Consider the following 22,421-nt stretch of genomic DNA (forward strand, 5'->3'; position numbering starts at 1 on the left):
GTTGCCGGATCTGGTATCCGCGGCGGGTAGTCCACGGAAACATCATCCCCGGATCGACGCAGCACCCCGCTGCGGCATCGGTCGTTGATGGGGCTTCGAGGCGTCCCCTTCACCACGTGCAGCGGACGGTTTCGATGTGGTGCAGGACCAGGATAGCCTGCACGATCGCCGTGGCGCGGCGAGGACAGCAGCGCAATTTCGTCAGGATCCTCCAGCCCTTGAGGGTGGCGACGGCGTGCTCGCCGATACCTCGGATGCGGGCGTGCGAGCGGTTGATGCCGCGCTGCCGGCGGGAGAGCCGAGGCCGGTGTCGGTGGCGTTCGAACGAAGTGCGGATGGTGCCACCGGCACCTTGGTGGCCTTGTCGGCCAGGACCTGCCGGGTCACGATGAAAGAGGCTCAGCATTTCACAGGCATAAACATCTAATTAAATCCGGTGTAATTCATTGCTGTACGGCAATTCAAAAAATATACCGGCTTCTTGTCTCCGTCCCGCGGCTCGGATATCGTTGGCGGTCAATGGAGACGGGAAGGGCCTGCTGAATCGTGTATTCGCACCTACATCCGGCCATGGAGCGCCCGAGCTACGCCGGCTATCTCCGAATTCCGGAGCTCATGTCCCTGCAGCACCCCCTGACTCCGCCGGACGACCTCAGGACGTTCCGCGCGGAACATTTCTTCATCGTTATGCACCAATGCAGCGAGCTGCTGCTGCGACAGGCGATCCTGGAGCTCGACGCCGCGGTCGAGTGCCTGGGCGCGCCGGATGGCGACGTCGAGGACTGGCTGGAGAGCGTGGGGCGGGCGACAGACTGCATGGTGACGCTGCGGCAGCAGGCCGAGCTGCTCGGGCGACTGCCGGTCGAGTGCTTCGCCGCGTTCCGTCAGCGACTCGGCGCGGCGAGCGGCGCCCAGTCCGCGCACTTCCACCGGCTGCGGACGATCCTCGGAATGAACGGCGACGGGCCCGGCCCGCTCTTCGAGGGCTACCTGCGGCTGCTCGACCGCTCCGGTCGCGACCTGGCCGAACTCGTCGCCGGCGGGCTGCGCGGCGACCCGATGTTCCGAATGCCCCAGGCGCTCGCCGAGCTGGCGCAAGGGGTCTGGAGCTGGCAGACGACCCACCTGCACGTCGTCACCCGGATGATCGGTGACCGCCCGGGCACCGGCGGCACCACCGGTCTGGAATACCTGACGCGCCGGCTGCACGCGCCGTTCCCCCAGCTGTGGGCGGCCCGCGCCGAGGCGCACGCCCGCCACGAGCAGACCCGTGGCAGCCACGCCGAGACCCGCGGAGTACCCGTTGCCTAGCCGCATCGACTTCGCCGGCACGACCGCCGTCCTGTCCCTGCTGTCCGGCGCCATCACGACGCAGGTCGTCTCGGCCGGCGTCGGACTCGGGCTGCCCGATCACCTGAGCGACCACCCCCGCAGCGCCGAGGACCTCGCGCGGGACACCGGCGTCGACCTGCCCAACCTGCTGCGGATCGTGCGGGCCTGGGCGGCGTTCGGCCTGCTTGCCATCGACGACGCCGGCGAGCTGCGGCAGACGACGCTGACGCCGCTCCTGCGTCGCGACACGCCCGGCTCGCTCCACCACCGGTCGCTGCAGCTCGGCCACCCCGACCTGTTCCGGGTGTTCGAAGGGCTCGGCACCGCGCTGCTCGACGGCGGTTGCGCGTTCGAGGCGGCACACAAGCGCACGATGTACGAGTTCTTCGGCGACCGCCCGCCGCTGGGAGAGCTGTTCGTGCGGGACCTGTCCGCGAACTCCGTCGGCATCGGCGACGAGCTCGCCCGTGCGTACGGCTTCTCGGACGTGTCCACCGTCGTCGACATCGGCGGCGGCGACGGCCGGATGTTGACCCGGCTGCTGCACGCCTGGCCGCACCTGCGCGGCACCGTCTTCGAGCGGGCCGAGGTGCGCCCGGCGGCGCAGCGGCTCCTCGACGCGGAAGGCGTGGCGGAGCGGTGCGCGGTCGTCACGGGCGACTTCTTCGCGGGCGTACCGGCCGGCCGCGACGTGTACCTGCTGAAGTACGTCCTGCAGGACTGGGGCGACGCGGAGGCGAGCACGCTGCTGCGGTCATGCCGGGCGGCGATGGGGGACGGGGGCCGCCTGCTGGTGCTCGAGCAGATCGTCCCCGATCGGCCGACGGCGACGCCCCGCGCGCAGTCCGCGGTCCTCGACGACCTGCTGGTCTTCTCGTTCACCGGCGGCGGCAACCGGACCATGAGCGAGCTGGCGGCCCTCGTGCACGGCGCTGGCCTCGCGATCCGCGAGCCCACGATCCGGCTGCCGCAGGTCGACGTCGTCGAGTGCGTTCCCGCATAACGTTCAAACGTGCAGAGGAAGCGGAACGTTCAGAGGTAGCGGATCTGAGCGTCCTCGAGCCGCCGGATCGCCTCGGCGACGGCGTCATCGCCTCCGCCCAGGTACGCCCGGAGGAACGGTACGCCGGCGTCGGTGCCGTCGATCGTGATCGACGCGTGCGAGAACAGCAGCCCGGTGCGGTCCAGCAGGTCGCGGCGCCAAGCGTCGACGCCGTCCGGCCGGGTGCGGAACGCGGGCGGTACCGCGACCAGGAAGTACGGCGTCGTGGTCCCGGTGGCGGTGAGCTCCCGGGGCCAGCCCAGCCCGACCAGCGACTTGGCCCACAGAGACCGGTGGTGGCCGAGGGCGGCGCGCAGCCCGGCGAGGTAGCGTGCGCACGCGGGATCGGCCAGCCAGCGCGCCATCGCCCACTGCCGCCGCGCCCCGCGCGGGAAGGCCCACTGGATGGTGTGCCGCGCAATGGCGCGCAGCGTCTCGGGGTGGCCCATGACGGTACCGATGCCCCAGTCGTTGCAGGCGAACACCTTGCCGAACGACTCCACGCGGCACCACCGGCGCCGTGCCTGCTGTGGCGGGTCGGCGCGCGCGAAGTATCCGAGCAGGGCCGCCGGCGCGGAGACCTCGTCGGCGTCGTCGGTCACCACGCGGCGGTAGGCGTCGTCGAGCAGGATTCCCGCGCCCCGGGCGGTGGCGGCCTCGAACAGCGTCGTCAGCACGCTCTCCGGCCAGGTCGCGCCGGTCGGGTTGTGCTGGGTGTTCACCACGACGAGCGCGAGCCGTCGGCGGGGGTCGGCGTCGAGCCTCGCCAGTGCGTGCTCGATGTCGGCCGGGTCGGGAATCCAGGCGTGTTCGGCGCGCAGCGGCCAGTACGCCATCTCGTAGCCGAGCGGCTCGAACACGCCCGCGTAGTCCCACGTCGGGTAGGCGCACAACACCGCCGGGGTCCGGCCGTCGCCGTCGGCGTCGAGCAGGTGCCGGGCGAAGTCGCCCATGATGCCGCGGGTGCCGGTGCCGGAGGTGAGATGCAGATCGAAGTCCCCGCCCGGGCTCGCATGCCGGTCCAGCCGCTCGGACCGCACGGTGTCCGCCGCGATCGACCGGCGCGCCTCGGGCAGACCGGCCGGCGTGCGGCTGTACCCTGCGAGGTACTGCGGTGCCTGCTGTTCGTACACCGCCAGTCCAGCTGGCAGCGCCCCGCCGAGCAGGTACGGGTCCCCGATCGACATCGGCAGTGGCGGCAGGGCGTGCCCGGACCGCAGGTATCGGTCGAGCATCCGCGCGTCGTCGGTGGTGTCGACGTCGGGATCGGCCATCAGACCGGCGAGAGGCGGCAACCGCAACACCTGCACCATGGTACAGGTGCATTGAAGAATGTCGATGAAGGGCCCGTCATTGGCGGGCCGCGCGCGAGCCCCGAGCCGAAGTAGCGGCTTCCGCCGCCTCCTGGAAGTCGGCGATGGCCCCGCCGTAGTCCCTCGCCCAGTTCGTCAGGACCTCGATGGGCTCGACAAGGGTCCGGCCGAGGTCGGTGAGGCTGTACTCGACCCGCTTCGGCGCTTCGGCGTGGCGCTCGACCAGACCGTACTGCTGGAGCCGGCGCAGCGTCTGGGTGAGCACCTTGCGGGAGATGCCGCCGATGAGGTCGACGAGCTCACCGTGCCTGCGGGGCTGATGGCTGAGCCCGAAGAGCACGAGCACGGCCCACTTGTCGGAGATGATCTCGACCGCCAGGCGCGTGGGGCAGTCGGCGAGGAAGGCTGGTCCAGCCGCGTTCTGCATGAGCATCGAAGGTACCAGGAGGTAACTCACGGCTCCGTAACGTCTTTCCGCGAGCTACGAAACCAGCACCGGATGCGGAGGAGTCACCATGCCACGAGTCGTCGTGTTCGACGAGTTCGGCGGGCCGGATGTCATGCACGTCGTCGAGGAGCCGGTCGTCGAGCCCGCGGCCGGCGAGGTACGGGTCAGGATCGAAGCGTTCGCCGTCAACCCGCTCGACCGGATGATGCGTTCCGGCGCCTTGCCCGCAACGGTCGCCCTGCCACATGCCCGCCTCGGGGTCGAAGGAACCGGCGTCATCGACGCGCTGGGCCCCGAGGTCGCCGGGCTGGAGATCGGCGATCCGGTCATCCTCACGGCCATTCCGGACGCGAGCGTCAGGGGCAGCTACGCCGAATACACCACGGTCCCCGCGACCCGGCTTGTCGCCCGGCCGGCCGGGCTCGGCATCACCGAGGCGGCGGCGATCTGGGTCGCGTACTCCACCGCCTACGGCGCGCTCGTCGAGAAGGCGAGGATGCGGCCCGGCGACCGGGTCCTCATCACCGCCGCGTCCGGCAGCGTCGGCCGGGCGGCGATCCAGATCGCCAACCAGATCGGCGCCGTGCCCATCGCCATCACCCGGCACACAGCGAAGCAGGACGACCTGCTCGCCGCCGGCGCCGCCGCGGTCATCGCCACCGACGAGGTGGACGTCGTCGAAGCAGTCCGGCACCACACGGGCGGGACCGGCGCCGACATCGTCCTCGACGTTGTCATGGGCCCCGGCCAGCAGGACCTCCTGAAGGCGGCCCGCCCCGGTGGAACACTGGTCGCCGCGGGCTTCCTGGACCCCCGGCCCACGCCCTTCCCGAGCGGCGCGCCGCTCACGATCTTCAGTTACCGCAGCTTCGAGCACACCCTCGACGCCGTCGTGGTGAAGCGCATGGCGGCCTTCCTGAACGCCGGTGTACGTCTCGGTGTGCTGCGGCCGGCCATCGACAAGGTGTTCGCCCTCGACGACGTCGTCGAGGCACACCGCCGGCTCGAGAACGGCCTCCACGCCGGGAAGAAGATCGTCGTCACGGTCCAGCCAGGCCCGGACCGGCATCAGGCGGCGGTGTAGTGGTGGTGCGGGGCGGGTTCGCGGCGGCGCCAGTTGTCGGGGATGGTCTCGTCGAGGACGTCGTCGATGGTGATCACGCCGATGAGGTGGCAGTCGTCGTCGACGACCGGCAGGGTGCTCAGGTTGAAGTCGGCCATCAAGGTGGCGATCTCGATCTGGTCGGCGTCCGCGGTGACGGTGACCGGGTCCGGCTCGGCGACGGCCCGAAGGAGCACCGCCGGGTCGGCCCGCAGCAGGTTGACCAGACTGATCGTGCCGGTCAGCCGCCCCGCGGGATTCACCGTGTACAGGTCGGCGAGGGCCTCGGGCTGGGTGGTGGTGGCGTCGCGGACGGCCTGCACCGCCTGCCGCGCGGTAGCGTCCTCGGGCAGGGCCAGGATGTCCACGCCCATGAGGCCCCCAGCGGTGGCGGCGTGGTAGTGCAGCAGGTAGGTGACCGTGGCCCGGCGATCGTCGGGCAGCAGCGCCAGGACCCGCCGGCGGCGGTCCTGCGGCAGCCCGGCGATGGCGTCGGTCGCGTCGTCGGCGCGCATGTGGGCGATCAGCTCGGCGACCTCGGCGTCGCTGCGGCCTGAGAGCAGGTGGCTCTGCTGGTCCTCGTCGAGCTCTTCGAAGACGTCCGCCTCCAGCTCGGGGTCCGTGTGGACCTGGGTGAGGATCTCGCGTTGCTCGTGTGCGGAGGCGTTCTCGAGCAGGTCGGCCAGTTCGGCGGCCCTGAGGCGGCGCAGCCGGACCAGGGGGTGGCGGGCGTGCACTGATGCCTGGTGGCCGATGAGCGGCTCGAACCCGAGCCAGTCGCGAAACGGATGGCCCGGGTCGTGGCCGGGGCGGTGCAGCCAGGGCAGGCGGTGGACGTTGACTCCGGAGAGCACCCATACGCCGGACGGGCCGGCGGTCAGTTCGATGTCGTGGGCGTGGACCAGCCGGGCGGTGGTGGTGTCCAACAGGCGGTGCCCCAGCACGTCGGCGCGCAGGAGCACCTCTCCCTCGCGGCGCTGGAAGGCGCGCAGGTCGACGCGGGCGGTGACGAGCTCGACGCGGTCGGGCTGCCAGGTGCGCACCACGGAGGCGGGAATGAAGACCCGCCTCCGGCCGACCTCGGCGACCAGGCCGACGACCGGCGGGTAGCCGCCCTCGGCGGGCAGCCGGACGATGACGTCGACCAGGCCGCCCAGGCGCTGCCCGCGCGCGTCGATCGCGGCGGTCCTCAGCAGCCGTGACAGCGCCAGTCTTCGGGTTCGGGCGGGACCGGGACCGCAGGACATGACGGGACCCCTTTTGGCGGGTTCACCTTCTAGTGTGCCAGCGCGAGCTGGGCCACCCGGACCACGACGAGCGCGACGGCGATGACCAGATAGCCGCGCAGGACCGCCAGGCCCAGCCGTCGCCCGGGCGACAGGCGCGGCCGCTCCAGCAGGGCCAGCGGCGGTGTGCGCCAAGTCTCGCGCTGCGAGCGGTCGACCGGCACGGTGTCCCGGCCACGGTGGCGGCGGCGCGCGGCCGGCAGCCAGGCCGCGCCGCCCACGCCGAGCAGGGCGCCGGCGGCGAGGATGGCCAGCATCTGCGCGAGGCTGATGTTCGGGTAGAGGACACTGGCGGTCAGGATGATCGACATCAGGACGAGCGCGCCGACGACGGCCGACGTGAACAGGTTGGTGGCCGGGCCGTTGACCCATGGTCCGAGCACCGCGCGGTCGTTGCACAGCAGCAGCAGGAACACCGTCGCCGAGGGCAGCAACACCCCGGCGAGGGTCTGCACCCCCTCGGTCAGCAGCCCGAGCGGGGAGCCCGGAAGCACCACGATGATCGCGGAGACCAGCAGCAGCGCGGCGAACATCGCGTAGAAGGGCTTGGCCTGCCGCGGCGAGCGATGCAGCGAGTGCTTCAGGCCGAGCACGTCGCCGATGGCGTACGAGGTGGACAGGGCGACCGCCGCCGCGCCGATGATCGAGGCGTCGATGAGCGCGATCGCGAACAGGATCCCCGCCGCCTCATGCACGTATCGGCCCAGACCGGCGGCGACACCGGCCGCGTCGGTGAACTGCCCGTACCCGGGCCGGCCGGTGAACGCGGCCGCGGCGGCGCACATCATCGCCGCGGCGCCGACCACGACGATGACGATGCCGATCCACAGGTCGACCTTCTCGTAGCGGATGAACCGGGGCGTGATCCGCTTGTCGATCACGTAGGACTGCTGGAAGAACAGCTGCCACGGCGCGATGGTGGTACCCACGATCGCGATGATCAGCAGCAGCACCGTGGACGGTTCGCCGCTGGGCAGACCCGGCACGACGAAGGCGCGGGCGACCTGCCCCAGCGGCGGATGGGCCATGACCACGACCGGGATCAGCGCCAACGAGCCGGCCACCAGGGCCAGGCAGACCCGTTCGAACCGCGGGAACGAACCGGTGCTCGCCGCCGCGATCACCGCCGCGGCGGCCAGCAGCACCCCGGGAACTCTGGGCAGGCCGAGATAGTCCAGCCCGAGGCTGACCCCGATGAACTCGGTGACGATGGTCAGGGCGTTGAGCGCGAACAGGTCGATCACGCTGAACGCACCCCAGAACCGGCCGTAGCGCTCCAGGATGAGCCGGGCGTGCCCCACCCCGGTCACGGCACCCAGCCGCAGCACCATCTCCTGGTTGACGTACAGCACCGGCACGAGCAGCAGCAGCGTCCACAGCAGCCGGGTGCCGTAGTTCTGCCCGGCCTGGGAGTAGGTGCTGAACGCCCCGGCGTCGTTGTCGCCGACCATCACGATCAGGCCGGGGCCGACGATCGCCAGCAGGGTCTTCAGCCTGGCCGGCAGCCCGGGCCGCTCGCCGGTGTCGTGCGCTGCGATGCTGCCCAGCGCGCCCCGGATTTCGCCGGTCTGCGTGGGGTCCAGCGCCGTCTGCCCGCTGTCGGTGCGGGCGCGCGTTCCCGCCATAGCGCATCCCCTTCCCGTCCGGGACGGGACAGAGGCGGCACGCGCCGGCGCTGCCCGGCGCGTCGCTCAGCGAGGGGGCTGCGTCATGCGTCCGGGCGGAGAGGCCGGCCGGCGGGTGCCGCGAGCGATCCAAGGACGATGCAGAACACCAGTCGGCGGACAACATCCGCCGGGACCGGGATCCACTGCGCTCGCCTCCCTTCGGCTCAGTGACTCGAGCAGGTGACCGCGGCGGAGCCCGAGGTCGCCGCTACCGGCGGCGTAGCCGGGTCGCCCAATGCCGGGCCGCCAAGTGGAGCGTGCCGAACGCGGTCCCGTGCGCCGCGTGGAGCGGCCGGATCCGGACGTGTCCGTCGCCGTGGGCATGTCGCCAGTGTTGTTCGTGCTGGCGGGCCAGGCGCGCCGCGACACACAGCGAGGCGACCGCGCAGGCCAGCCACAGTGCGGCGAAGACAACGATGCCGACGGAAGACATCTCGGCCACCTCGCCCGTGCGGCGCATACAGCACCGGAAGTCCTCTGCTCAGCCTACGCCGGGGGGCGGCCGGTCGCGGTGCGCCGTCAGCGGATCCCCAGGCCCTGTGCGAGCTGCGGCAGGACCTGGGCGAAGGCCGTGCGGGCGAACTGCCAGTTGTGCCCGCCGTCGCCCGTGAACTCGTGGCAGGTGGCCCCCGCCGCGGCCGCGGCCTGCGCGAGCTGATGGGCGGCGACGATCCCTCTGGGGTCGTCGGCGCCGGCGGCGAACCAGGCGCTGACCTGGTCGTACCGGCGGGTGGCGAGCAGGTGGACGGGGTCGTGGGCGCGCTCGGCGGCGGCGGAGCCGTCGAACAGCTGCAGCAGGGTCGTGCGCGGGCCGCGCAGCGTCGGCCGCGGCTCGCCGCCCAGGTCGACGAGGTGCCGGAACACGTCGGGGTGGCGCAGCACGATATCGGTCGCGCAGGTACCGCCCTCGGAGAAGCCGACGACGGCCCACGCCCTGGCCTCGTGGTGGACGTGGAGCGTGCCGGTCACGAATGCGGGGATGTCGACAGAGAGGAAGGTTTCGGCGTTGCCGAGCGGCCCGTCGACGCACTCGGTGTCCCGGTACGTCCCGCCGTTCTGGTCGACGAAGACGAGTACCGGCGCGACTCCGTGGTGACCGGCGGCGTAGCCGGCTGCTGTCGTCACCGCCCCGCCCGCCTGCGGCCACTGGCCGGTCCAGCCCGGCACACCGGCCAGCACCACCACCACGGGCAGGTTCGGGCGGTCGGCGGTGAAGTAGGCCGGCGGCAGGTACACATATCCGGGCCGGTGCTGGAAGTGCGAGACCGTCGCCGGCATGTCGTACTCGCCGAGTAGGCCGTTCTCGCGTACGGACGGCGGTGATGCCCGCAGCGTCCGGTTGAGTGCCGCCCCGCCCAGCGCGTGCGAGTGGCCGAGAAGGTCGCCGGCATTCGGCCAGACCGCATACACCTGATCGACGACCAGCAGGCCGCCGGCGAGCGTCAGCGGCACCGCGCACACGGCGACGACCCGGCGCACGAGGCCCGGGCGGGACAACGCGAGCGGCACCCCGGCGATGGCCGCCACCGCGAGGGCGAACCAGACGGCGAAGATCGGCGGGTAGCGGTCACGGATCGTCGCGGTCACCCGCAGCGTCACCATGGTCGCGACGGTGAGCGCCAGCGCCGATCCCCACAGCAGCGGCAGCGTGCGCGTAAGCCAGCGTGCGTCCCGGCGCGCCCACGAGCCGGCCAGGGCGGCGAGGGCGAGCAGTTCGATCGCGGTGGCCGCGGCCGGGTTCAGCAGCGGCACGCCGTCGAAGAGCCCGGCGCCGGCGGCGAGGACGAGCCCGGCGAGGACCGCGACCACGGCCGCGGCGCAGATGGTGTTGCGGTTCAACCAGTTCACGGATCACCGCCTCGTCAGAGCGCGGCGCGGAAGACCCATCCACGCATGAGGACGAATCGCACAAGGTACGCCGGGCATGGCGGGCGGCAGCGGCCCTCGGCCGAACTGCGCCCGCAGCGCGGTGAGGGACGGCCGGCCGGTGATCGCCCCCTGGACGAGCCGCGCGATGCCCTTGAGGTCGGCGACCGCGGTGGCGAAAATGTCGACCCTGGAGTCCGGGTCGTCGACCCAGTCGACGGGCACCTCGTGGATGCGCAGGCCGGCGCGCTGGGCCAGCACGAGCAGCTCGGTGTCGAAGAAGAAGCCGGTGTCGCGCACCAGCGGCAGCACCTGCTCGGCCACGTCCTTGCGGATCGCCTTGAACCCGCACTGCGCGTCGGAGAAGTGGGCGGCCACCGCGCCACGCAGCAGCAGGTTGTACGAGCGGGAGAGCCACTCGCGCTTGGCCCCGCGGACAACGCGCGCGCCGTCGGACAGGCGCGTGCCGATGGCCAGGTCGGAGTGGCCGGACAGCAGCGGTGCGACGAGGGGCAGCAGCGCCGCCAGATCGGTGGACAGGTCGGCGTCGGTGTAGGCGAGCACCGCGGCGTCCGACGCCGTCCACGCTGCCCGCAGCGCGCCGCCGCGCCCCTTCTCGGCCACGTGGAGGACGGCGACCTCGGGGAGCCCGGCGGCCAGGGCGCGGGCGATGTCGAGCGTGGCGTCGGTGCTGGCGTTGTCGGCGACGGTGATCCGGAACGGGTACGGGAACGCCGCGGTGAGGCTGGCGTGCAGCCGCCGCACGCACGGCCCCAGGTCTGTCTCCTCGTTGTACACGGGGATGACGATGTCGAGGACCGGCGCCTGGGGGCCGGAGCGGTTGTCGCGCGTCTGGTCGATCGCGCGCGGAGGCCGGACATCGGTCACCGTCTCACCTCGAAAGGTCGTAGATGGTGATGCCGTCGATAGTGGCGGCCGGGTAGGTGTGCTGGACCCAGTCGGCGATCCGGACGCTGTCGCTCGCGCGGGTGCGGGCGAGGGCGCGGGCGAACGGATCGCCGATGAAGTAGTGGATCCGCTTGGCGGCGACGTCGCGCTGGAACTGCGCGAGCGTCGGGGCGGGGTCGGTGCCGCTGAAGCCGCCGACCGCCATCGCGGGCCACCCGGTGGCCAGCTGGTAGGTTGCCGCACCGCGGGAGCCGACCGTCGCGACGACCCAGGTGTACGCACCGGCGTTCTGCGCCAGCAGGGCGCGGACCCGCGGGTCGGGTGCCCGGACGGCGACCGTCCGCGCCAGGTCCAGGCCGCCGAATCGGCCGGTGCGCACCCCGGCCAGGGCAGGTCCCGCCGATACGAGCGACCCGGACCTCGGCGCCGCGACGGTCTGCAGGGAGTACGCCACCGGGCCGGCGAGGACGGCGACGAGGGCGGCGGCCGCGGCGAACGGCACAAGCAGCGCCGTCGGGCGGCGGCCGCGACGAGCCGGGCGCGCGGACAACGCCAGCGCGGCCGCCGCGAGCAGCCCCGTCACCGCGACCGCGGCGCGCAGCCACGGATGGAAGGCGGCGCTGCGATCGAGGAGCACCCAGGACCAGACAGCGGTTCCGGCGACCACCGCCGCCAGCAGGTACGCGCCGGCGCGGTCGTAGCGCAGCCGCCAGAGGGTGTGTGCGCCCATGCCGGCCAGCGCGGCCACCGCGGGGGCGAGCGCCAGCGTGTAGTACGGATGGAAGATGCCGTGCATCAGGCTGAGGACCACCGCGGTCGCCACCAGCCATCCGCCCCACAGCGCATATGCGGCCCGCCACCGTCCGGCCTGCGTGGGCGCCGCGGCGCTCCTGCCCGTCAGCGCGAAGCCGGCCCCGCACAGCAGCAGGGCGGCGGGCAGCAGCCAGGCGATCGGGTTGAGCCCGAACAGGCGTACCGACAGGCCGGAGAGCCACAGCGCGCCCGGCGTCTTGTCGACCGTGATGAAGTTGGCGGCGTCGAACGACCCGAAGAACCACGCCTTCCAGCTGAGCGAGCCGGCCTGAGCCGCCGCCGAGTAGAACGCGTTGGCCCACCCGGACGCGCCGAGCCCCCACCCGTACAGCAGCGCGGCGGCGCCAAGCAGGACGGCAAGCATGGGCCTGGCCCAGACGGGGTCCCCGTCCCGGCCGCGCAGCAGGCGGCGGAAGGCCGTTGACCAACGGGATCCGACGCCTCGCGATGTCTCGTCGACCGGCGGCAAAGCCGTGGACATGGCTCAACCGTAGCCACCAGGCCTGTCCGCACCGCCGCCGCCGACCGTGAAGTTGCTGTGAGGCGGGCGGCGATTGCACAGCGCGCCGGTGGGTATGGCCGCGGCTGGATCGCCTTGTATGCCAACAGAAATAACGACCTGGGCCCCGAGCTCACCCGAGGGTGACGAAGGACGGTGGCAAGACGCATGGCGGTAGTAGCTGGACTGCTGGCGGCACGAGCGCAGGAGCAACCGGAGGAGCCGGCGTTCATCGGCGGCGCGGACGGTCGCACGATCGCATGGCCGGCGCTGGCCGCGTACGCCGAACGGCTCCGGGAACTGGCCGCCGCGCGCCGGTTGCCGCCGGGCGCGCGGATCGGCTTGGTCGTCGCCGACCCGCTGGCCTTCGCCGCCGCCTACCTCGCGGGGCTTTCCGCCGGACTCACCGTGGTGCCCGTCGACCCCCGGCTGCCGACGCTGGACGACTTCCTCATCCAGCTGCGGGCCGACGTCGTCGTCACCGACGCGCCGCTCTCCTCGCCGGTGGCGGGGCTGGAGAACTGGGTGGCCGAGCGCGCCGCGCCGGTGCCGGTGGGCGCGGCGCCGACCGGTGCGCGGCCCAGCGCCGGCGCCGCATTGCGTCCGGCCGTGTTGCTGACCACGTCCGGCACAACGGGCGAGCCGAAAGGCGTTCCGCTGTCGGAGGCACAACTGCTGCACGCCGCCCGGCGGGTCGCCGGGCACCACCGGTTCGGCCCGGGCCAGCGCGGGTACAGTGCGCTGCCGCTGTTCCACGTGAACGCCCAGGTGATGGGGCTGCTCGCGGCGCTGGTCAGCGGCGCGTCGCTGGTACTGGACCGGCGCTTCGAGCCCGACGCGTACTGGTCGCGGGTGGCGCAGTGGTCACCCACCTGGCTCAACACCGTCCCGGCGATCCTGGGCCCCCTCGCCGCGCAGCCCCCGCCGCCCGAGGCGACCCTTGCCCGGCTGCGCTTCGCCCGTAGCGCGTCGGCGCCGCTGCCGGTCGCGACGCAGGACGCCTTCACCGCGCACACCGGCGTCGCGGTGCTGAACACGTACGGGATGACCGAGGCGGCCGGTCAGATCACCGCCAACCCGTTCGACATCTCCGCCCGCCGCGCCGGCTCCGTCGGGCTGCCGGTCGGCGTCGAGCTGGCGGTCGCCGGCCCGGACGGCCGGCCCGCCCCGCCGGGTTCGCAGGGCATGGTCGTCCTGCGCGGCCGCCAGGTGACGGACCGGTATCTGGAGCTGACCGGGTACGGGGCGGAAGCGAGCCGGCCGGCCCGGGACGCGCACGGGTGGCTGCCCACCGGCGATCTGGGGTTCCGTGACGAGGACGGCTTCGTGTACCTGGCCGGCCGCGCCGACGACGTGATCAACCGGGGCGGGGAGAAGCTCCACCCGCAGGAGGTGGAGCACGTCCTGCTCGGCCATCCCGCGGTCGCCTCGGCCGCCGTGGTCGCCGCGCCGCACGAGCGGCTCGGTCAGGTACCGGTCGCGTTCGTCATGCTCCGGCCGCACCGCGCGGAAGCGGGTCTGGTCGACGAACTGGACCGGCTGTGCGCCCAGCGGCTGCCCCGCCACAAGTGCCCGGCCGCCATCACCGTCACCGCCGAACTGCCGACCAGCCCCACGGGCAAGGTGCTGCGTCGTGCCCTGCGCGCCGACGCGGCGGCGCTGGCCGGCGGGCCGGTCGCGGGCGGTGGCCGGTGAGCGGGTCGCCGCGGCCGCTCGCCGGCCTGCGCGCGGCACCCGACGGCGAACCGGCCGCCCAGGCGCGCACGCCGCCCGAGAAGCCACGAGCGCCCGCCCACCTCGACTCGGTCGATGTCGTCCGGGTGCTCACCGTCGGGCTCGTCATCGCCGTCCACGTGCTCGCCCAGCAGCCCGGCGGTGTGACGCTGTCCAACGGTGCGCCGCTCATCGTGCTGCACGTCAGCCGCGAGGTCTTCTTCCTGCTCACCGCGTTCGTGCTCGTCTACAGCTATCGCGATCGCGCGCCGTCGCGCTGGTGGGCGTTCTGGCGGAAGCGTTACGTGCTGATCTGCGCGCCGTACCTGTTGTGGACCGCCGTGTACTTCCTCGCCGGCGGCGGGCCGCTGCGGCCGGCCGGCCGGGCGCTGGCCGGGTTCGCGCGGGACGTGCTGAACGGCGGTGCCCGCTACCACTTGTATTTCCTGCTGGTGACGATGCAGGTGTACCTCGTGTTCCCGCTGCTGCGCCGGCTGTTGACGGCCACCCGCGGCAGGCATGGATGGCTGCTGGCCGGCGCAGCCGTCTACCAGGTCGGCTGCTACACCGCCGTCCAGCGGGGATCGGTGCCCGGGCTCGCCGACCCCAGCGCCTACCTGCCCAGCTACCTGGGGTTCGTCGTGGCCGGTGGCGTGGCGGCGTGGCACGCGGAGACGCTCTTACGGTGGACCCGCGAGCGGGTGCGGTGGGTGTTCGCCGGATGCGCGCTCGTCGTCGCCGCGGCCGTCGCGGTCTTCTTCGTACAGGCATCAGCACTGGGGCAGGCTCCGGTGGTTGCCAGCGCCGTGTTCCAGCCCGTCGTCGTGGTGGAGAGCGTCGCCGTCGCATGGGCGTTCCTGGCCTGCGGCGTCGTGTGGCAGCGCCGGCGTACACCGGGCCGGCGCCTGGTCCGCTCCGCCTCCGACGCCTCGTTCGGCGTCTACCTGGCTCACCCGCTGCTGCTGCAGGGGCTGCTGGCGGTGTGCGCGGCGTCCGGCCTGACCGCCGTGGCGCAGCGCCAGCCCGGCCCGCTCGTCACCGCGGTCGCGATGACCGTCGTCCCATTGATCTATCTCGCGTGCTGGTCGGCGGTGGCAGTGGCGCTGCGCACGCCGCTGAGCCTGGCGCTGACCGGCCGCACTCGGCGCGGTACCCGGGAATGACCCTTCAGGAGGATGCGATGCGAACGTCACCCGGCATCACGATGGTGATCGACGGCGGCCTGCCCACCGGTGCCTTCACCGACCTCGTCACCAGCCACGGCGACTACATCGACCTGGTCAAGTTCGGCTGGGGCACGGCGCTGGTCACCCGGGACCTCGATCGCAAGGCCGGGGTGCTGCGGGAGGCCGGAATCGGGTTCTATTTCGGCGGAACCCTGTTCGAGCACCAGCTGTGGACCGGCCGGCTGGACGAGTACCTCCAGCTGGTCCGGCGTACCGGCGCCACCCACATCGAGGTGTCCAACGGCACCATCCCGCTGGACCAGAGCGGCAAGGCCGAACACGTGCGGCGCATGTCGCAGTACCGCCCCGTGCTGGCCGAAGTCGGTTACAAGGATGCCGACCGGTCGGCCCGGCTCACCCCGGCCCAGTGGGTCGACGCGATGGGCGAGGATCTCGCCGCCGGTGCCTCCATGGTCGTCACCGAGGCTCGTGAGAGCGGCCGCAGCGGCATCGCCCGGGCCGACGGGCACCTGCGCCGGGACGTCCTGGACGCGGTCATCGACAACGTCGACACCGAGCGGGTGATGTTCGAGGCGCCGACCAAGACGCTCCAGGTGGAGCTCATCACCGCCCTCGGGCCGGGCGTCAACCTCGGCAACGTCGCCGCCACCGACGTCCTCGGGGCGGAGACGCTGCGCCGCGGGCTGCGCGGCGACACCCTGCTGCACGTGGCCGCCGTCCCGGCGAGCCCTGTTCCCTGACACCATCGAGGAGACCTCCATGCGATCCACGCACGACGCCTTCCACGTCGCGGTGCCCACCCACGATCTCGACGAGGCGGTACGGTTCTACGTCTTCGGCCTCGGCGCCAAGCTGGCCCGCCGCTACGACGACCGCGTCACGTTCGACTTCTTCGGCGACCAGCTCGTCTGCCACCTCGACGCCGCCGCCGTGGCGGCCGAACCCGTCGAGTACCCCCGGCACTTCGGTGTCACGTTCGCCCGCGCCGAGGACTTCGACCGGCTGCTCCAGCTGGTCGAGCACCGCAAGTTGCCGGTCCTGTCCGGCCCCGCGACCCGCTTCGAGGGCACCGCCGAGCAGCACCGCACCATCTTCCTCGTCGACCCGTCCAACAACGTGCTGGAGTTCAAGCAGTACGACGACCCCAGGCTGCAGTACTGACCGTCGGGTCGCCACCGATGCACGTCGGTCCGGGCTGTCGCTCGGGCCGGAGGCGACCACTGCATACCGCGGCGGCGCTGGTCGTGGTGTGTCTGGTCCTGACCGCCTCCCGCTCGCCGTCCGTCCGAACGCTGCCGGGTCCGCCGGTCAGGTGGACCCAGGCGACCGTCCCGATCGTCGTGGACGGCCTGACCCGCAGCTACCTCCTGGTCCATCCGTGGCCGGCCGGCGCGGCCCGGCTGCCGGTGCTGGTCGTCCTGCACGGCTGCTGCGTCACGCCGGACTACGAGCGGCAGCGCAGCGGGTTCGCCGGCGTGACCGGGCCGGCGATCCTGGTGTACCCCGCCGGGGTCGGCCAGTCCTGGAACGCGGGCCACTGCTGCGGCCCCGCCCAGGCCGCCGCGGTCGACGACGTCGCCTTCCTCACCGCCGTCGTCGACAAGGTGCTCGACACCCAGCCCGACGCCGCCTCCGGCCGGGTGTTCCTGCTCGGGTACAGCAACGGCGGAAAGATGGCCCTGCGCATGGCCTGCGCGGCGCCTCGACGCTTCGCGGCCGTCGCGTCCTACGCGGCCGTCAGCTCCATGCCGTGCCCCAGCCCGGCGCCGGTGTCACTGCTGGAGATCGCCTCGACCGGCGACCCGGAACTGACCGTCGGCTCCGGCGGAACGCCCCACACCCTCGACGGCTACACCCAGCCCACCGTTGACGCGCAGGTGGAGCAGTACCGGCGGGCGAACCGCTGTGCCGGTACCCCGGTCACCCGGGCGCAGGGCAGTGTGACCACCAGCACCTGGGTGCGGTGCGCCACCGGGCAGTGCGTGCAGCTCGCCGTCTACCACGGCGGCAGCCACGACTGGCCGCAGGGCGACGACGTCACCCCGTCGGCTACCCGGGTAACCTGGGACTTTTTCAGCACTGTCCGCAGCGCGGCGGCGGGCTGCCGGAACTGACCCGGTGGAGCTCACCCGCAGCGGGGGATACGGCGGCGATCACCCGGAAGCATGAGAACACCTTGCGCGACGCCGGGAAAACACTGGAAGTGAGGTGGCAGCGAGCTGCCTCGGAGAGACGCGTGTCGTGCGTGGGGTCGTCTCCAGTGCGACATCGTGACGGGAAGGACCATCGGTGATGGACGCGTCCGAGCTGTTGCGCACCGCCGTGGCTGATCTCGGCCTGGTGCAGGACGTCGAGCAGGCTCAGCAGATCATCCGCAGCACCGCCAGGCGTTTGGCGAACGCTCACGGAGCCACCGTGGTACTGCTGGACCGCGGCCACTGCTTCTACGCCGACGAGGACGCGGTGAGCCCGCTGTGGAAGGGCCAGCGATTCCCGGTGCGGCAGTGCATCAGCGGGTGGTCGATCCGCAATCGTCGGCCGGCCATTGTGCCGGACATCCAGGTCGACGATCGGGTGCCGCAGGAGGCGTACCGGCCGACGTTCGTGAAGAGCCTCGTCATCGTCCCGATGCGCGTCGAGGACCCGCTGGGGGCGATCGGCGCCTACTGGATCCAGCCACACCGGGTCACCGAACAGGAACTGGCCCGGCTGCAGTCCCTGGCCGAAGCGGCCGGCGCGGCGCTGGCACGCCTCATCGCGTCACCGGACACCGGGCGGGGGGCGACCAGGCTGGCGAGCTCGGGGGTGGCCGGCGCACCCGTGTAGCGGAGCCAGTCAAGGCGCTGCGTTGCGGTAATATCGCCCTGGCAGGAAGGTGCGTCAGCACGCCCGGCGATCCACGGTTCGCACCCGCGGTGACGGTAAGCGCAGGCGTCGCGTGTTGACGGCGAGGTGAAAGACGGTCGCCGGTGTCCGCAAACCTGGTTCCGTTGCTGCTGAGGCCGAAGCCGCCACCGCTCTGGCTCGGGCTGGTCGTCGCCGTGGCGTTGATCGCGCTGGAGACCGTCGTGCTGTTTCCCCTCAGGGGAGACTCGTATTCGGCCGCCTCGGGCGTGGTGTATCTCGTCGGCGTCCTGGCCATCTCGATGGTGTGGAGACCCTGGCTCAGCGTCTCGACGGCGGTGGCCAGTGCTCTTGCCTTCAACTATTTTCACGTCCCGCCCTTCTGGGCGTTCGAGTTCACAGCTCGCCGGGATCTGCCGATCGTCGTGGTGTTCATCGCGGCGGGGCTGGCGACCGGCCGCCTCGCCGATCTGGCCCGCTCCCGTGCCGCCGAGGCGCCTGACCGCCGTCAGGAAGCCAGCCTCGCCACAGAGCTGGCCAAATGTATGGTGGGCGCGGACGATCTGCGCTCCGCGCTCGGCCCGGCGTCACAGCGGCTCGCGCAGGTGCTTGAGCTTCGGTCCGCGGCGATCAGGCTCGACGTGATTGCCGGGGATGGGCAGCGGGCCGCATTCCCGCTGTGTGATGGTGCGAGGCGCCTGGGCACCCTGCTCGTTCCGGCGGACCTGCCGGACCAGACGCTGGAGCGCCTGCGGCAACGCGTGGTGCCGACGCTGGAGCCGCTGCTGTGCGCCGCGTGTGAGCATGAGGCGATCGTCAACTCGCTGAAGGCGGGCCGTAACGAGTCCACGTTGCTCACGGAGGATCAAGCCGCGTGGCGGCGGGTCCCCACGATGGTCGCGCGTGGCGCCTCACTCGTCGATGTGTTCGATGCGATGACGGACGAGCTCTGCCGGACCCTTGGCCGGGTCCGCACCGCGCTGATGCGCTACGAGCCGGACTGCACCGCCACTCGTGTTGCGGGTCTGGACGAGCTGCATGGCCCCACGTCCATCCCGCTCGAAGGGGACACCGTCGTCGGGACGGTTCTGCGCACCAGGCGTCCGGCCCGGATCGACAGCTACGACAGCGCCGCGGGCCCGGCCGCGGCGACGGCCCGCGGGCTGGGCATACGCTCAGCGGTCGGCGTTCCCGTCATGGTCCAGGGCTGTCTCTGGGGAGTGCTTGCCGTGGTGTCGTTCACGGACGAGGCCATCCCGCCCGGCACCGAAGCACGCCTGGCCGACTTCAGCGACCTCATCGCAACCGCGGTCGCCAACGTCGAGAGTCGCGCGCAGCTCGCCGCTTCTCGCGCCCGCATTGTCACCGCCGCTGACAACGCTCGACGGCAGTTCGAACGAGAGCTGCACGATGGCGTACTGCAGCGTGTCGTCTCGCTCGGGCTGGAACTGAGCATGACCGAGGCGTCGATGCCGCCCGAGCTGGACAGGTACAAGGAACAGCTGTCACATGTCGCGCAGGGGCTGAACGGTGTATTCACCAGCCTGCAGGAGGTCACGCAGGGGATCCATCCGGCGATCACGTCCAAGGGCGGCCTCGGCGCCTCGATCCGGTCGCTCGCCCGCCGCAGCGCGATTCCGGTGGAACTGAACCTGAACATCAGCCGGCCGCTGCCCGAACATGCCGAGGTGGCGGCGTACCACATCGTGTCCGAGGCGCTCGCCAACGCCGCCACGCACGCCCGCGCGACCATCGTCCACGTCAACGCCGAGGCGGAGAACGCGGTATTCCGGCTCTCGATCCAGGATGACGGGATCGGCGGAGCCAGCCTTGGCAAGGGAACCGGACTGATCGGCCTGCAGGACCGCATCGAGGCGCTCGGCGGCCACATGGAGGTCGTGAGCCCGGCCCGCCACGGCACAGCACTCCTGGTCAAGATTCCAATCGACGAGGCATGAACGCCGGTCAGACGGCGGCGAGGGCCATGGCGCGGGAGCACAGTTCGCGGGCCCACGTGATGCGGGGGAGGGCGACGTCGGGGTGGTTGCCGAACTCTTCGGCGGCGCGGGCGTAGCACTCGTCGGCGCCGAGCTGCTCGAGGGTGCGGGCAACGATGTCGCGAACGGTGCTGTTGTCCAGGTCGCTCGCCTGTGAGGCGTCGGAGACGAACAGTGCCATGCACAGCACCGGGTCAACTGTGTAGGTCGTCATGGCGGTTCACCTCTTCGCAGGGGGTGTGGGCGTTACGTCCACGTTCCCTCGTACCGATGAGGGACGGCCTCGCCGCCACCTGCATTCTCCGGCTGCCGGTTTCCGCAGCCGCGGATACCTGCTAGCCGCCATGCCCGCCGCACCCCGCCTCACCCTCTTGTCCGGCCGGCTCGTTGACGAGGGCCCAAGTACGGCGAGTTTCTTGACGAGATGCCGAAGACGCCGGCTGTCTGACGGAGTTTCTGCGAAAACGGCAAAAGTTTGACCTCTGGTGCCGCCGGCGCTGCGATCCTACGGTCGAGCGCATGCATCGATCGCTCACCATCGCTGTCACCGTATTGGCCCTGCTCACAGGCTGTGACCGCGGTGCCGCTCCCGCGGCTGCGCCGAGCGGCGCGATCGCGGGATCGTGTGATGCCGCCGTGGCCGGCAAGGTCCGGGAGCGCCTCTCCCGCCCCGGCGTCAAGACCGTCACGGTGGACGCCGCGTGCGGTACGGTGACCGTCGCGACGACCCTCTCCGACGGCGACGCGACCACCGCACGGCAGCTGTGCGACCTCGCGGCCGAGCTGGCGTACTCGGGATCGGTGAATGCCCTGCGGGTGACCGGCGACTCCGGCAAGGACCTGGCAGTGGGCGCGAAGGGCTCGCCCTGCCGATCGGCGAACTGACCTGGATCGCCGGTGGCCGGGCGCATCGACGTCTGACGTTTTCTTGCCGGAGCCCCTTGACGTGTCGCGCCGGGAGCGCGAACACTCGGCATCACGCGACGCGGCGGCCGCGTAACCCCTCATCCATCGGCCTGGCATCGGCGGCCGGGAGAACCCACGAATCACAGGAGTGCTTCGCATGGCGTCTCCACGTACACGTCGCATTGTGCTCGCGACGCTGTCAGTCGTCTGTTCCCTGCTCGGCCTGTTCGGCACCGCCGTGCCGAGCGGTGCCGCACCCGCCTACGCGTCGTTCAAGGTGCTGGTCTTCTCCAAGACGACCGGCTTCCGCCACGACTCCATCCCGGCCGGCATCCAGGCGATCAAGAACCTGGGCGCGGCGAACAACTTCACCGTCGACGCCACCGAGGACGACACGCTGTTCACCGACGCGTACCTCGCGCAGTACAAGACGGTGGTGTTCCTGTCCACGACCGGCGACCCGGTCGGCACGCAGGCCGAAAAGGACACCTTCCAGCGCTACATCGAGCACGGCGGCGGATTCGTCGGCGTGCACGCCGCCGCCGACAGCGGCTATTCGTGGGCCTGGTACGGCAAGCTCGTCGGCGCCTACTTCAAGCAGCACCCCGCGATCCAGCCGGCCCGCGTCGTGGTCGAGGACACCGCTCACCCGGCCACGTCCGGGCTGCCGTCGTCGATCACCCGTACCGACGAGTGGTACGACTTCCAAACCAACCCGCGCGGCAGCGTGCACGTGCTGACGTCGGTGGACAACTCGTCGTACACCGGCTCGACCATGGGTAGCGACCATCCGACCACCTGGTGCCAGAACTACGACGGCGGGCGGTCGTTCTACACCGCTCTGGGCCACACCAACGAAAGCTACAGCGAGGCCAACTTCCTGCACATCCTGCTCGGCGGGATCCTCACCACCGCCGGGGCTGTCGCCGGCAACTGCTCAGTGTCGACGACGCCCCCGCCGCCGTCGACCGTCATCAGCCTGCGGGCGCACGCCAACGGCAAGTACGTCACCGCCGACAACGGCGGCAGCTCCCCGCTCATCGCCAACCGCACCGCGATCGGCCCGTGGGAGCAGTTCGACCGCATCGACGCCGGGGGCGGCCTCATCGCGCTGCGGGCGCACGCCAACAACCAGTACGTGTGCGCGGAGAACGCCGGGAACGCGTCGCTGATCGCCAACCGGGGCGCCGTGGGGTCGTGGGAGCAGTTCCAGCTGATCCGCAACGCCGACGGCAGCGTCTCGCTGAAGGCGAACGCCAACGGCAAGTACGTCACCGCCGAGAACGCCGGCGCCGCCGCGCTCATCGCCAACCGCACGGCGATCGGTCCCTGGGAGGAGTTCGACCTCATCACGTCGTAGCTCGTGGGGTGGCAAAGGGGGCCCGGCAGGATTCCTGCCGGGCCCCCTTTACGGCCTCCGACCGGCGGGATAACGTTATCTCGTTCTTGCGACTACGTTTCGGCGGCGTGGTTGACGACACCCGACCCGCCGCCGCC

Annotated in this window: 18 protein-coding genes and 3 pseudogenes; 12 read left to right on the forward strand and 9 right to left on the reverse strand. The window is 71.7% G+C overall.

The window, feature by feature from the left end; all coding sequences use genetic code 11:
* Positions 1–109: 109 nt before the first annotated feature.
* Positions 110–364, reverse strand: a pseudogene (locus ACQEVU_RS20760) (transposase family protein); the annotation flags it as partial.
* A 206-nt stretch (positions 365–570) separates the two neighbouring features.
* Between ACQEVU_RS20760 and ACQEVU_RS20765 the strand changes: the two are divergent.
* On the forward strand, positions 571–1,311 hold the full coding sequence (locus ACQEVU_RS20765) for a tryptophan 2,3-dioxygenase family protein (RefSeq protein WP_433325919.1): 741 nt from the start codon (positions 571–573) through the stop codon (positions 1,309–1,311).
* A complete protein-coding gene (locus tag ACQEVU_RS20770) occupies positions 1,304–2,335 on the forward strand; it encodes a methyltransferase (protein WP_433325921.1) in 1,032 nt (343 codons plus the stop codon). The genes ACQEVU_RS20765 and ACQEVU_RS20770 overlap by 8 nt, the downstream gene beginning before the upstream one ends.
* 29 nt (positions 2,336–2,364) lie before the next feature.
* Here the strand turns inward: ACQEVU_RS20770 and ACQEVU_RS20775 are convergent, their stop codons facing one another.
* Positions 2,365–3,678 (reverse strand): pyridoxal phosphate-dependent aminotransferase, encoded by a 1,314-nt coding sequence (locus ACQEVU_RS20775; protein ID WP_433325923.1) that lies wholly within the window; start codon positions 3,676–3,678, stop codon positions 2,365–2,367.
* Between the two features lie 46 nt (positions 3,679–3,724).
* Positions 3,725–4,144, reverse strand: a complete 420-nt coding sequence (locus ACQEVU_RS20780; RefSeq protein ID WP_433325925.1) for a winged helix-turn-helix transcriptional regulator — start codon at positions 4,142–4,144, stop codon at positions 3,725–3,727.
* A gap of 58 nt (positions 4,145–4,202) precedes the next feature.
* Between ACQEVU_RS20780 and ACQEVU_RS20785 the strand changes: the two genes are divergently transcribed.
* On the forward strand, positions 4,203–5,219 hold the full coding sequence (locus ACQEVU_RS20785; RefSeq protein ID WP_433325927.1) for a zinc-dependent alcohol dehydrogenase family protein: 1,017 nt from the start codon (positions 4,203–4,205) through the stop codon (positions 5,217–5,219).
* On the opposite strand, the gene ACQEVU_RS20790 is transcribed toward ACQEVU_RS20785, so the two are convergent.
* The 5 genes and pseudogenes from ACQEVU_RS20790 to ACQEVU_RS20810 form a co-directional block, all read right to left on the reverse strand.
* Positions 5,204–6,484, reverse strand: a complete 1,281-nt coding sequence (locus ACQEVU_RS20790) for a magnesium transporter MgtE N-terminal domain-containing protein (protein ID WP_433325929.1) — start codon at positions 6,482–6,484, stop codon at positions 5,204–5,206. The genes ACQEVU_RS20785 and ACQEVU_RS20790 overlap by 16 nt on opposite strands.
* 29 nt (positions 6,485–6,513) lie before the next feature.
* Complete coding sequence (locus ACQEVU_RS20795) at positions 6,514–8,148, reverse strand: NRAMP family divalent metal transporter (RefSeq protein WP_433325931.1); 1,635 nt, start codon at positions 8,146–8,148, stop codon at positions 6,514–6,516.
* 561 nt (positions 8,149–8,709) lie between these two features.
* Positions 8,710–10,038, reverse strand: a complete 1,329-nt coding sequence (locus ACQEVU_RS20800; RefSeq protein ID WP_433325933.1) for an alpha/beta hydrolase — start codon at positions 10,036–10,038, stop codon at positions 8,710–8,712.
* Positions 10,039–10,059: 21 nt separating this feature from the next.
* Positions 10,060–10,917: pseudogene (locus ACQEVU_RS20805) on the reverse strand (dolichyl-phosphate beta-glucosyltransferase); the annotation flags it as partial.
* Between the two features lie 961 nt (positions 10,918–11,878).
* Positions 11,879–12,259: pseudogene (locus ACQEVU_RS20810) on the reverse strand (glycosyl transferase); the annotation flags it as partial.
* A gap of 174 nt (positions 12,260–12,433) precedes the next feature.
* Here ACQEVU_RS20810 and ACQEVU_RS20815 point away from each other — a divergent pair.
* The 7 genes from ACQEVU_RS20815 to ACQEVU_RS20845 all read left to right on the forward strand — a co-directional run bounded on the left by ACQEVU_RS20815 (position 12,434) and on the right by ACQEVU_RS20845 (position 19,979).
* Positions 12,434–13,972, forward strand: a complete 1,539-nt coding sequence (locus tag ACQEVU_RS20815; protein WP_433325935.1) for a class I adenylate-forming enzyme family protein — start codon at positions 12,434–12,436, stop codon at positions 13,970–13,972.
* A complete protein-coding gene (locus ACQEVU_RS20820) occupies positions 13,969–15,153 on the forward strand; it encodes an acyltransferase (protein ID WP_433325937.1) in 1,185 nt (394 codons plus the stop codon). Before ACQEVU_RS20815 ends, ACQEVU_RS20820 begins: the two co-directional genes overlap by 4 nt.
* A 17-nt stretch (positions 15,154–15,170) precedes the next feature.
* The gene (locus tag ACQEVU_RS20825; protein WP_433325939.1) at positions 15,171–15,917 is read left to right on the forward strand and encodes a phosphosulfolactate synthase; all 747 of its coding nucleotides are present in this window, start codon (positions 15,171–15,173) and stop codon (positions 15,915–15,917) included.
* A 19-nt stretch (positions 15,918–15,936) separates the two neighbouring features.
* Positions 15,937–16,338, forward strand: a complete 402-nt coding sequence (locus tag ACQEVU_RS20830) for a VOC family protein (protein ID WP_433325941.1) — start codon at positions 15,937–15,939, stop codon at positions 16,336–16,338.
* 83 nt (positions 16,339–16,421) lie between these two features.
* Positions 16,422–17,291 carry an alpha/beta hydrolase family esterase gene (locus ACQEVU_RS20835; RefSeq protein WP_433325942.1) on the forward strand — a complete coding sequence of 290 codons (870 nt, stop codon included), beginning with the start codon at positions 16,422–16,424 and terminating at the stop codon, positions 17,289–17,291.
* Between the two features lie 178 nt (positions 17,292–17,469).
* Positions 17,470–18,003 carry a GAF domain-containing protein gene (locus ACQEVU_RS20840; protein ID WP_433335011.1) on the forward strand — a complete coding sequence of 178 codons (534 nt, stop codon included), beginning with the start codon at positions 17,470–17,472 and terminating at the stop codon, positions 18,001–18,003.
* 143 nt (positions 18,004–18,146) lie between these two features.
* Positions 18,147–19,979: a sensor histidine kinase gene (locus ACQEVU_RS20845; protein ID WP_433325947.1), complete on the forward strand. Its 1,833-nt coding sequence runs from the start codon at positions 18,147–18,149 to the stop codon at positions 19,977–19,979.
* A 7-nt stretch (positions 19,980–19,986) separates the two neighbouring features.
* Here ACQEVU_RS20845 and ACQEVU_RS20850 read toward each other — a convergent pair whose 3' ends face one another.
* Entirely contained in the window at positions 19,987–20,232 is a 246-nt protein-coding gene (locus ACQEVU_RS20850) for a hypothetical protein (protein ID WP_433325949.1), read from the reverse strand.
* A 422-nt stretch (positions 20,233–20,654) separates the two neighbouring features.
* On the opposite strand from ACQEVU_RS20850, the gene ACQEVU_RS20855 reads away from it, so the two are divergent.
* Together ACQEVU_RS20855 and ACQEVU_RS20860 are read left to right on the forward strand one after the other, a co-directional pair.
* Positions 20,655–20,903 (forward strand): hypothetical protein, encoded by a 249-nt coding sequence (locus ACQEVU_RS20855; RefSeq protein WP_433325951.1) that lies wholly within the window; start codon positions 20,655–20,657, stop codon positions 20,901–20,903.
* Between the two features lie 205 nt (positions 20,904–21,108).
* Entirely contained in the window at positions 21,109–22,284 is a 1,176-nt protein-coding gene (locus ACQEVU_RS20860) for a ThuA domain-containing protein (protein WP_433325953.1), read from the forward strand.
* The last annotated feature ends 137 nt before the right edge of the window (positions 22,285–22,421 follow it).

The sequence above is a fragment of the Dactylosporangium sp. CA-139066 genome (assembly GCF_050936175.1).
Classification (GTDB): Bacteria; Actinomycetota; Actinomycetes; order Mycobacteriales; family Micromonosporaceae; genus Dactylosporangium.